This is a genomic window from Streptomyces pathocidini (assembly GCF_001418495.1).
Lineage (GTDB): Bacteria > Actinomycetota > Actinomycetes > Streptomycetales > Streptomycetaceae > Streptomyces > Streptomyces pathocidini.
Window position 1 is genome coordinate 1 of sequence record NZ_LIQY01000244.1, and the last position, 11,304, is coordinate 11,304.

8 protein-coding genes are annotated in these 11,304 nt (G+C 73.0%); 5 read left to right on the plus strand and 3 right to left on the minus strand.

The genetic code is table 11. The features are described 5' to 3' along the window. Positions 1-187: 187 nt before the first annotated feature. On the plus strand, positions 188-1,630 hold the full coding sequence (locus AOK16_RS13360) for an amino acid permease (RefSeq protein WP_055472492.1): 1,443 nt from the start codon (positions 188-190) through the stop codon (positions 1,628-1,630). A 44-nt stretch (positions 1,631-1,674) separates the two neighbouring features. Here the strand turns inward: AOK16_RS13360 and AOK16_RS13365 are convergent, their stop codons facing one another. Together AOK16_RS13365 and AOK16_RS13370 are read right to left on the minus strand one after the other, a co-directional pair. Then, on the minus strand, positions 1,675-2,541 hold the full coding sequence (locus AOK16_RS13365) for an Fpg/Nei family DNA glycosylase (RefSeq protein WP_055472487.1): 867 nt from the start codon (positions 2,539-2,541) through the stop codon (positions 1,675-1,677). Between the two features lie 207 nt (positions 2,542-2,748). Next, the gene (locus AOK16_RS13370; RefSeq protein WP_055472488.1) at positions 2,749-4,059 is read right to left on the minus strand and encodes an NAD(P)/FAD-dependent oxidoreductase; all 1,311 of its coding nucleotides are present in this window, start codon (positions 4,057-4,059) and stop codon (positions 2,749-2,751) included. Positions 4,060-4,587: 528 nt separating this feature from the next. Here AOK16_RS13370 and AOK16_RS13375 point away from each other — a divergent pair. From AOK16_RS13375 to AOK16_RS13385, 3 genes are all read left to right on the plus strand, one after another. Next, positions 4,588-6,978, plus strand: coding sequence for a GH92 family glycosyl hydrolase (locus AOK16_RS13375; protein ID WP_079101339.1), 2,391 nt, complete (start codon positions 4,588-4,590; stop codon positions 6,976-6,978). Between the two features lie 162 nt (positions 6,979-7,140). Beyond that, positions 7,141-7,425 carry a DUF6343 family protein gene (locus tag AOK16_RS13380; protein WP_055472489.1) on the plus strand — a complete coding sequence of 95 codons (285 nt, stop codon included), beginning with the start codon at positions 7,141-7,143 and terminating at the stop codon, positions 7,423-7,425. A gap of 93 nt (positions 7,426-7,518) precedes the next feature. Next, positions 7,519-7,776 (plus strand): DUF6480 family protein, encoded by a 258-nt coding sequence (locus AOK16_RS13385; protein ID WP_055472490.1) that lies wholly within the window; start codon positions 7,519-7,521, stop codon positions 7,774-7,776. A 55-nt stretch (positions 7,777-7,831) separates the two neighbouring features. On the opposite strand, the gene AOK16_RS13390 is transcribed toward AOK16_RS13385, so the two are convergent. After that, positions 7,832-9,658 (minus strand): transketolase, encoded by a 1,827-nt coding sequence (locus AOK16_RS13390; protein WP_055472491.1) that lies wholly within the window; start codon positions 9,656-9,658, stop codon positions 7,832-7,834. 303 nt (positions 9,659-9,961) lie between these two features. Between AOK16_RS13390 and AOK16_RS13395 the strand changes: the two genes are divergently transcribed. Next, the coding region (locus AOK16_RS13395; protein WP_169790891.1) for a sensor histidine kinase at positions 9,962-11,304 on the plus strand (1,343 nt) is incomplete at its 3' end.

Genomic DNA, 11,304 nt, shown 5'->3' on the forward strand with positions numbered 1-11,304 from the left:
GTGCCGGATCATCGGTGGATTGACCTCCGTGGGGTGAGAGCAGGCGGGGCGAGGTCGCGTCCTTCCGGTGTCGCCGACCTTATGCGTACGGTCGTACCCGATCGCGTCATGCACGGGAATCTTCAAAAACCCATAAGGATTCGCTCAGAGACCGCTTGGGTTCCCCATGGACGGAGAGGACAGGGTCATGGCTGGACTCCGGATGGGACAGGGCGTACTACGCCGGAAACCGATCGAGCACATCGAGGAGCCGGAAGGCGCCCCGAGTGAACGGCTCACCCGGGTACTGGGCTTGTGGCAGCTGACTGCCATCGGTGTCGGCGGCATCATCGGCGCCGGCATCTTCACCCTCGCGGGCACGGTCGCCAACGGCACGGCGGGACCAGCCGTCCTGGTGTCCTTCCTCATCGCCGGGCTCGCGAGCGCGGCCGCCGCGCTCTCCTACGCGGAGTTCGCGGGCCTCATCCCGAAGGCCGGCTCCGCCTACACCTACGGCTACGCCGTACTGGGCGAGTTGGTGGGCTGGTTCATCGGCTGGGACCTCCTGCTGGAGTACACCGCGATCGTCGCCGTCGTCGCCATCGGCATCTCCGGCTACTTCAGCTTCCTGCTGGGCGAGCTGGGGGCCGAGCTGCCCGCCTGGATGCTCGGCGCGCCGGGCACGGGCGAAGGCCACCGGGTGGACCTGATCGCGGCCCTGCTGTGCCTGCTCATCGCGTACCTCCTCAACCTGGGCATCAAGAGCGCGGCACGGTTCGAGACCGCCGTGGTGGCCCTGAAGGTCCTCGTGGTGCTGCTGGTCATCGTGGTCGGGTTCTTCCACATCAAGTCCGGGAACTACCGCCCCTTCTTCCCGTTCGGGGTCGGGGGCGCGTTCACCGGGGCGGCGACCGTGTTCTTCGCGGTCTTCGGCTACGACGCGATGAGCACCGCGGCCGAGGAGTCCAAGGACGCACAGCGGCACATGCCGAAGGCGATCATCTACTCGCTGGCCATCTCGATGGTGCTCTACGTGCTGGCCTGCCTGGTTCTGACGGGTATGCAGCACTACACCGAGATCGACCCGGAGAGCGGGTTCTCCTCCGCGTTCAAGGCGGCGGGGCTCGGGGCGATCGCGGACGTGATCGCGGTGGGCGCGATCATCGGCATCCTTACTGTCATGTTCACGTTCATGCTGGGCTGTACCCGTGTCTGGTTCTCGATGAGCCGGGACGGGTTGCTGCCGCACTGGTTCGCCAAGACGCACCCGACCCGGCACGTGCCGACGCGCGTGACGTGGATCGTCGGCGCGGCGGCCGCGGGGATCGCCGGGTTCGTGAAGATCGGCGAGGCGGCGGAGCTGACCAACATCGGCATCCTGCTCGCCTTCGCGGTCGTCTGCGTGGCCGTCATCGTGCTGCGCTACCGGCAGCCGGACCTGCCCCGGCAGTTCCGCTGCCCGGGCATGCCGTACGTGCCGGCGCTGGGCGTCGTGGCCTCGATCTGGCTCATCACGTTCCTGCAGTGGCACACGTGGGTGCGGTTCGCGGTGTGGTTCCTGCTGGGGCTCGTCGTCTACTTCGGGTACTCCTACCGGCGGTCCGCGCTGGCGAAGGCGGGGCGCGGCGAGGGCGCGGCGAGCGCGACCTGAGTGCCGACTCCACTCGAGACTCGAGCGCTGCTCGACTCGATTCCCTACTTGATGAGGCGGGACAGGCGGCGGTCCGCGAGGGGCTTCCCGCCTGTCTGGCAGGTCGGGCAGTACTGCAACGCGGAGTCGCTAAAGGAGACTTCGCGGATCGTGTCACCGCAGACGGGGCACGGCTCGCCCTTGCGGCCGTGCACCCGCAGCCCGCTCTTCTTCTCGGCCTTGAGCTTGCCCGCGGCGAGGCCGCGGGAGCGTTCGACGGCCTCGCGGAGGGTGGTGCCGACGGCGGCGTAAAGGCGCGCGGTCTCGTCCTCGTCCAGGCTCGCGGCGAGCTTGAACGGGGACATCCTCGCCGCGTGCAGGATCTCGTCGGAGTACGCGTTCCCGATCCCGGCGATCACACTCTGGTCGCGCAGCACGCCCTTGATCTGCCGCCGCTCGCCGCCGAGGAGGTCGGCGAAGGCGCCGAGGGTGAAGCCGTCGGCGAGCGGATCGGGGCCGAGGCGGGCGACGCCGGGCACGTCGGCGGGGTCGCGCACGACGTAGACCGCGAGGCGCTTCTGGGTTCCCGCCTCGGTCAGGTCGAACCCCGCGCCCTCGGGCTCGGCCAGCCGCAGCCGCAGGGCCAGCGGGCCCTTGCCGGGGCGCGGCGGTACGGCGGGGAGGTTCTCCTTCCACTGCAACCAGCCGGCGCGGGCCAGATGCACCACCATGTGCAGGTCTCCGGCGGCCAGATCCAGGAACTTCCCGCGCCGCCCCACCGCGGTGAACTCGCGCCCCTCCAGCGCGGTGACCGGCGGGTCGTACGTCTTGAGCACGCTCACGGCCACCGGCAGCACACGCTCGACCGTCCGCCCGACCAGGCTCTCCCCCAAAAACCCGGCCAGCGCCTCGACCTCGGGCAACTCAGGCATGCGTCCATTTTGCCAGGCGGACGATTTTCCCGAACCCCGACCGAGACCGGCTCGGCACCGCCGAAGCCGTCACGCGGCAGCGCGAACCGCTACGGCCGCCGGCCGAGCTCGCGGCACGATGCCGCCGCCCTGGCCCCGCGCCCAAGGCCGGAGCGGCATCACGCAGCCACCGCGAAAGCCTCCCGCCGCGACCCGTAAGGCTCCCGCTCATCTCTCCCGGAAGACCGGGGTCTCCGGGGATGTGTTCTGCAAGGGGACCGCGGCGGATCGGATCAGGCCCAGTTGGACCGGCTGGCGGGGGAGGAACGCGTTCAGGAGCCAGTCCGTGGCCGTGCGGACGCGGTTCCCCGGCATGGCCATCAGGTGGTAACCGCGGGTCACCGCCTTGGCGGGGAGGCCGCCGAGGGGAATGCCCAGCGGGTTGGCGGCGGCGTCGGCGCCGCCGAGGTCGACGACGAAACCGAGGTCGCGGTGGCGGTACGGGACGCGCTCGCCGTGCCCGTACGACGCGGCCAGGTTGTGCGCGGCCGTGTTCCCCTGGCGGGCCGCGTGCTGGGCGGTCATCGGGGTGATCCGCCCGGGGTTCTCGAGGTCCGGGACGGCCGCCGCGTCGCCGCAGGCCAGGACCTCGGGGTGGCCGGGGACGGCCAGGTACTCGTCCACGGTCAGGCGCCCCTTCTCCGTCGGCAGCCCGAGGTCGTCCACCAGAGGGTCCGGCCGCACGCCGACGCACCACACGAGCGTGCGGCTCGGCACGTACCGCCCGTCCGTCAGGTGCACGCCGTCTTTCGCCGCCTCGGCCACGGACGTACCGGTGCCCACCTCCACCCCGCGCCGGCGCAGCACCCTCGCCGCGGTGTCCGACATGTGCCGCGGCTGCTCCGGCAGCACGCGCTCGGCGAGGTCGAGCAGCAGCCAGCGCGGCCGCTCCTCGTCGCGCAGCACGGGGTGCTCCGCGGCGAGCCGATCGGTGAACAGCTTGCCGCCGGCGGTGACTTCGGTGCCGGTGTAGCCCGCGCCGACCACCACGAACATGCACCGCGCGGCCCGCTCCTCGGCACTCGCCGCGTTCCCGGCGAGTTCGAGCTGGCGGGTGATGTGGTCGCGCAGGTACAGCGCCTCGGGAAGGCCGCGGAAGCCGTGCGCGTACTCGGTGACACCGGGCACGGGCAGCAGCTTGTTCACACTGCCCGCGGCCAGCACCAGCCGGTCGTACGCGAGGTCGCGGTGGTCGCCCTCGGGGTCGGTGAGGCCGACGCGGCGCGCGTCGAGGTCGATGGTGTCGGCGGTGCCGAGGACCAGGCGTACGCCCGGCAGGGTGCCGGTGAGCGACACCGTCACCCGGCGCGGTTCCAGGATCCCGGTCGCCACCTCCGGCAGCAGCGGCACGTAGAGGAAGTAGTCGTTGGGGTTGACCAGCACGATCTCGGCGGCGTCCCGGGCGAGGCGGGAGAGCGTACGGGCGGCGTGGTAGCCGGCGAACCCGGCTCCGACGATCACGATGCGCGGACGGGTCATGGTCCCTTCCCGGCGAGTGGCGGCAGCCCGTGCGGGCACGCCCTTGCACGGACGGTTCGGCGCCCGGGTTCCCCACCCGGCCATCGCCAATCGCCCACCAACCGGCCCTGCGCGCGGACGAGGTACGCGATGTGCCGGGGCATCCGCCGACCCGGCCGTACGGAGCGCCCGGTGGCGCGCGGGCGGTGCACGCGCCGTGCGGTCACCGCGGCGGCCGGGGTGGGGATCCAGGCCACGCACGGGCCTCGCCGAGCTCGTCGCCGCTGACCTGGTGGTGATCCCGGCGGCACCGGTTTCCCACCCGCCGGTGCCCGAGCGGGGTATCGCGAGGGGGGCGCATTCGCAACCCCTCGACGAGGGCCCCCGGCGCACCGTGGGCCACCCCAGTGGACATACCACCGCACACCACCGCGCCGGACGGCGACCCGGCGCCCCAACTCCTCCCCCGCGACGGGTCCTTGACATGCCCCTCAGGGCCCGCGAGCCTGGCACGGCCAACCTGACAACGTTGTCCCCTGGAGGCCGCACATGGCATGGTTCGAACGCAGCGGCGCAAGGCCCCGGCCTTCCGCGCGCCGTCGTGCGCCCGGGGGTGTCAGAGCCGCTGTCGCCGCGGCGCTGCTGGCCGGGGCGCTCGGCGGCTCGGTGCCCACCGTCGCCGGGGCGGACGGCACCGGCGGACCGCTGACCGACCTCGTCAACCCGTTCGTCGGGACCAGGAACGAGGGCAACATGTTCCCCGGCGCCGCCGTCCCGTTCGGCATGGTCCAGCTCTCCCCCGACACCGGCCACAACACCGGCTACGACTGGGACGACTCCAGGATCCGCGGCTTCTCCGCCGTCCATCTGGCCGGGGTCGGCTGCGCGCTCGGCGGCGATCTGCCCGTCATGCCCACAACGGGCGACATCACCAGCACCGACAACGCCGAGTACGCCTCCGGGTTCAGCCACGACGAGGAGAGCGCCTCCCCCGGCTTCTACAAGGTCCGCCTCGCCGACTACGGCGGTATCACCGCCGAGTTGAGCGCCACCGAGCACACCGGCCGCCAGCGCTACACCTTCCCCGCCACCGACAAGGCCAACGTCCTGCTCAACGCGGGCCAGGCGCTCCACAAGGTGACGGACAGCCAGGTGGAGGTGGTGGACGACCGGACCGTCGCCACCACCGTCACCGGCAGCGGGTTCTGCCAGGGCACCGAGCCCTACACGGTCCACACCGTCACCCGCTTCGACCGCCCCTTCGCCTCCCACGGCACATGGGACGGCGAGGAGGTGACCGCGGGCGGCGACTCCTCGGAGGGGCCGGGCCGCCGCGGCGCGTACGTGCGGTTCGACACCACCGGCGGCGACCGCGACGTGGAGGCCACCACCGCCATCAGCTACGTCGACCCGGCGGGCGCGACCCGCAACCTCGCGGCCGAGGGTCGGGACACGTTCGACCGGGCCGCGGCGAAGGCGCGCGCGGCCTGGGAGGAGCGGCTCGGCCACGTGCGGGTGGAGGGCGGCTCGTTGGAGCGGCGGCGGGTGTTCTACTCCGCGCTCTACCGCGCGCTGCTGCACCCCAACACCGGCCAGGACGTGGACGGCCGCTACACCGGCTGGGACGGGAGGACCCATCGCGCGAGGGGCTTCACGTACTACCAGAACTGGTCGCTGTGGGACACCTACCGCACCCAGGCGCAGCTGCTCTCGCTGCTCGCGCCGCAGGAGTCGCGGGACATGGCGCTCTCGCTGCTGAAGGTGGACGAGCAGGGCGGCTGGCTGCCCAAGTGGGGCTACGCGACGGCCGAGACGAACATCATGACCGGCGACCCGGTGACCCCGTTCCTCACCAACGCCTACCGGCAGGGGCTGCTGGCGGGCCACGAGGAGGAGGCGTACCGGGCGCTGCGGAAGAACGCGGACGGGGTGCCGCCGCAGGACTCCCCGTACCTGGGGCGGGAGGGCAACCGCGCGTACCTGGCGGACGGTTACGTCCCGCACCTGCCGGACCGGCCCAAGGCCAAGCCCGGTGACTCCGACTACCGGCACGGCGGTTCGGCCACGCTCGAGTACGCGCTGGCGGACGCGGCGCTGGCCGAGATGGCCCGGGGCCTGGGGCACGGGAAGGACGCCGAGCGGTACGCGGCCCGCGCACGGAACTACCGCAAGGTCTTCGACCCGTCCACCGGCTTCTTCCGCGGCCGGGACGCCGACGGCGCGTTCACGGGGCCCGCGGACCCGGCCAAGGGCGACGCCTTCCACGAGGGCACGTCCTGGCAGTACACCTGGCTGGTGCCGCAGGACCTGCCCGGGCTGATCGAGCTCATCGGCGGACGCGCGGAGACCGAGAAGCGACTCGACTCCTTCTTCGCGTACGAGCGGTTGGTGCGGGACCCCGAGGGCACGGCGCGCGAGGTGTGGATCAACGGCCCGTACGACTACTACAACGCGGACAAGTACAACCCGCAGAACGAGCCGGACCTCATCGCCCCGTACACCTACCTGGCGACGGGCAGCCCGGCGAAGACGACGGATGTGGTGCACGCGGCGCTGACGCTGTTCGCGGACGCGCCGGACGGCATCACGGGCAACGACGACCTGGGCACGATGTCCTCGTGGATGGTGCTGTCCTCGCTCGGCGTCTTCCCGGTCTTCCCGGGCACGGACACCTGGGGCCTGTCGACGCCCGTCTTCGACCGGGTGGACCTGCGGCTGGACCGCCGCTGGTACCCGACCGGGGGCCTGCGGATCTCGGCGCCCGGTACGAGCGGCAGCGACCGGTACGTGCAGTCGGTGCGGCTCGGCGGCCGGGACCTGGCGAAGACCTGGCTCAGGACGGAGGACCTGCGGCGCGGCGGGGAGCTGGCGTTCCGGGTGGGTCCGAAGCCCTCCCGGTGGGGAACGCGGGTCCAGGACGCGCCGCCGTCCACCCCCTGACCCCCGCGTGCGCGGAGGGAGCCCGCCCGTGGCCCGCAGGGGCGGGCCGTTCCGCGCACGGGCGGGCTCGCTCCGCGTTCGGGCGGGCCTACCCTGGAGAGAGCGGGGTGGGGCCCGTCCCCACGCTGGGAGGCCGTCATGTACGCCCTACGCGATCATCGGATGCACCGAAACCCGAGGACCGGCACGGAGCCGCTGACCGCGCGCAGCCCGCTCGGGCTGAGGCTGGTGCTGTCCGTCGTCTTCACCCCGCTGTTCATCGCCGGCGCCGTGGGGTTCGCGATCTGGGCGGCCCGGTCGGACCCGGGCAGCGTGCCGAGTTCGGGGGTGCTCGGGGCGCTCGCGATCGTCTGCGCGGTGCTGTCCCTGCTGGCGCTGGCGGACCTCGCGGTCGTCGAGCACCGCCGCAGGCACGAGGCCGGGCACGGGGGCAGGGGCCGATCCTGACACCCGTCTCGGACGGCTGACGTCCATCGCGGGCTGACGCCCCTTCTCGGGCTGCCGAGGTGTGAAACGGCCCGTCCTGCTCACCCGGGGGCCATGAACGAACGCATTCCGGAGCCGGAGTCCCGGCCCACCTCGCCCGGCACCTCCGAGCGGCCCACCTCGCCCGGCACCCCCGAGCCCGGCGGGGTGCCGCCCGAGGAGACCCCACCCGCCGAGGGCGGCTTCTCGGGCGCGGGCCCCCGGGAGACCTACAACCCGGCCAAAGGCTGGGGCGCGGGGCCGATCATCGCGGTGATGGCGGTGGTCGTCCTGTTCGCGGTCTTCTTCGTCGTCGGCTGGCTGACGCGCTGAATCGGCCGGGCGACGCGCCGGCCTCCACGCGCCGGCCCTCGGCTCCACAGGCCCTTCAGGCGACGAGCTCGCGCGCCGCCGACGCGATGGCGGCGGCGTCGATCTCGGCCGCGTGGAGCTGCTGTTCGGGGGTGCTGGAGCCGGGCTGGGTACGGACCGCGAGGCGCGTGAGGCGGGGTACGGGGCCGCCGTCGGCGTAGGCCTCGGCGACCGCGTCGCCCAGGCCGCCCTCCGGATGGTGGTCCTCGACCGTGACCACGCATCCGGTGTCCTCGGCCGCGGCGCGCAGGGTCGCGGTGTCCGCGGGCTTGAGCGAGTACAGGTCGACCACGCGCGCCGGGATGCCGTCCTCGGCGAGCCGCCCGGCGGCGGCGAGGGCTTCGTGGACGGTGACACCGGCGGCGACGAGGGTGACCCGGTCCTCGTCGGAGGAGCGCAGCACCTTGCTGCCGCCGATCGGGAACCGCTCGGCGGGCCCGTAGATGACCGGGGTCTTGCCGCGGGTGGTGCGCAGATAGCCGATGCCGGGGCAGTCGGCGAGGGCGGCGACGAGGTGGACGGTCTGGTTGGCGTCGCAGGGGTACAGGACGGTGCTGCCGTGGATCGAGCGGAGCATCGCCAGGTCCTCCAGGCCCATCTGGGACGGCCCGTCCTCACCGATGGAGACCCCGGCGTGGGATCCGGCGACGGCGAGCCGGGCGCGGCTGACCGAGGCCATGCGCAGGAAGTCGTGGGCGCGGGTGAGGAAGGCCGCGAAGGTGGCGACGTAGGGGACCCAGCCGCGGGCCTGCATGCCGACCGCGGCGGCCACCATCTGCTGCTCGGCGATGTAGCACTCGAAGTACCGGTCGGGGTGGTCCTCGGCGAAGAGCTGGGCCCGGGTGGAGTCGCCGACCTCGCCGTCGAGGACCACCACGTCGCCGCGTGCGGTGCCCAGCGCGGCGAGCGCCCGGCCGTACGCGTCACGCGTCGCGGCCTTGCCTCCGACGTCGTACCGCGGCAGGCGCAGGGCGGCGGTGGGGCGCTCCGGTTCGTGCACCTCGGGCGGGGCGTGCACCTCGACGTGCAGGTCGCGTAGGCCGCCCAACTCCTCGATCGCGCCGGCCGCGTCGGGCAGCGGCTTGCCGTGGAAGCCCTCCCGGTCCTCGACGGCGGCGACACCGCGCCCCTTCTTCGTACGGGCGATGATCGCGGTGGGCCGCAGGGCGGTGGAGCGGGCCTCGGCGAAGGCCTGGTCGACGGCGGCGATGTCGTGGCCGTCGACTTCGACTGTGTGCCAGCCGAAGGCCTGGACGCGGCGCGAGTAGGCGTCGAGGTCCCACTCGTGGCGGGTGGGCCCGCGCTGCCCGAGCCGGTTGATGTCCAGGACGGCGGTGAGGTTGTCGAGCCGGTCGTGCCCGGCCTGCTCGAACGCCTCCCACACCGAGCCCTCGGCCAGCTCGCTGTCGCCGAGCAGCACCCACACCCGGTACGGCAGCCGGTCCAGCCGCTTTCCGGCCAGGGCGAGGCCGACGCCGACGGGCAGGCCCTGCCCGAGCGATCCGGTGGCCACGTCGACCCACGGCAGGCGCGGCGTGGGGTGGCCCTCCAGGCGGCTGCCGAGCTTGCGGAAGCTGAGCAGTTCACCGTCGGGCACCGCGCCCGCGGCCTTGAACAGGGCGTAGAGCAGGGGCGAGGCGTGGCCCTTGGAGAAGATCAGGTGGTCGTTGCCGGGGTGCTCGGGCCGGTCGAAGGAGTAGTGGAGGTGGTTGGCCAGCAGGACGGCCATCAGGTCCGCCGCGGACATCGAGGAGGTGGGGTGGCCGGAGCCGGCGGCGTCGGCGGCCCGTACGGCGTCGACGCGCAGCTGCTGGCCGAGTTCGCGCAGCTGTCGGTGGTCCATGTTCGGTGCTCCCCCTTCGGACACGTCGGCATGACGCCTCTCGTACCGCGCCGAAAGGGCGCGTTCGGGACCGCTGGCGAGTACCCGGTGGCAGGGGTCCCACACGGGGGTGTGCGGGGGTCATTCGTTCCGGTGAATCTCGCCGGGGTTCCTCTCCCGCTTCCGACCCCTGTGCGATTACGTAGCACGAACGGGGGTGGCGTACGGTAGCGAAGTCGGTAACAGCCCAAACGCATATGCGTGTTGACGGTTAGCCTGCGGTGCGCTGCCGTGCGCCCGTACCGGCTCATCGAGAGGATCCCGATGCCTGAACCGCCCACCTTCGCCGCGCGCCCGGATGCCGGTCGCCCCACAGCGGCGACTCCTGCGGTCGCTCCGGTCACGGCGGTGCCGAGAGGGAAGCGGCACGGCAGGTCACCGGGCACCCACGAGGCGGCGGCCGAGTCCGCCACCAGGGCCCGTCTGGTGCGCCTGGCCGTGGTGCCCGCCGCCGTGGTCGCCGTGGTCTCGACCGCGGTCCTGTTCTTCGTGCTACGCGCCCAGGCGGGGTACGCCGACGCCGCCACCTGGGGCGTGCTCACGGGTGCCGCGGTCCTCGGGCTCGCCGCCCTGCTGGGCGGCGCGATAGCCGGCGACGCCGAGGCCCGCCGGGCCTCCCGGCGCTACGCCGCGCTGCGCCGTGCCACCGCCCGCGGCCAGTCGGACCTGCACGAGCTGCTGCGGCGGCTCGGCCAGGGCGAGCGGCTCCAACTGCCGCAGGAGCCCCCGCTGCCGCGCCCGCAGGGCGATGCGCTGGACCTGCTGGCGCACGAGTTCGCGGCGGCCCAGCGCCAGGCCGAACTGGCCCTGGTGCAGGCGGCGCAGCTGGTGCGCGGCAGCGCCGAGGGCAGCGAGGAGAAGGTCGAGGTCTTCGTCAACCTCGCCCGGCGGCTGCAGTCCCTGGTGCACCGCGAGATCGAGCTGCTGGACGAGCTGGAGAACGAGGTCGAGGACCCGGACCTGCTCAAGGGCCTGTTCCACGTCGACCACCTGGCGACCCGCATCCGGCGGCACGCCGAGAACCTGGCGGTGCTCGGCGGCGCCATCTCCCGCCGCCAGTGGAGCCGTCCGGTCACCATGACCGAGGTGCTGCGCTCCTCGATCGCCGAGGTCGAGCAGTACTCGCGGGTGAAACTCGTACCGCCCATCGAGGGCACGCTGCGCGGGCACGCGGTCGCGGACGTCATCCACCTGCTGGCCGAGCTGGTGGAGAACGCCACGATCTTCTCCGCCCCGCAGACCCAGGTCCTGCTGCGCGTCCAGAAGGTGACGGCGGGTCTGGCCGTGGAGGTCGAGGACCGCGGTCTGGGCATGCCGCGCGAGGAGCAGTCGCGGATGAACGCGCTGCTCTCCGACCCCGACCACATCGACGTCGGCAAGCTGCTCGCCGACGGCCGGATCGGGCTGTTCGTGGTCTCAGCCCTGGCCCGCAGGCACGGCATCGTCGTCCAGCTGCAGAGCAACATCTACGGCGGTGTCCAGGCCGTACTGGTCGTCCCCCAGGGACTGTTGGGCGAGGAGCCCGGGAAGGCGCAGCAGCCGGGCGCCGCGGCCGAGCAGCCCGCGGCGGCCCCGCACGCGGCCGCCCCGGCCCCTTCCCACGGGAC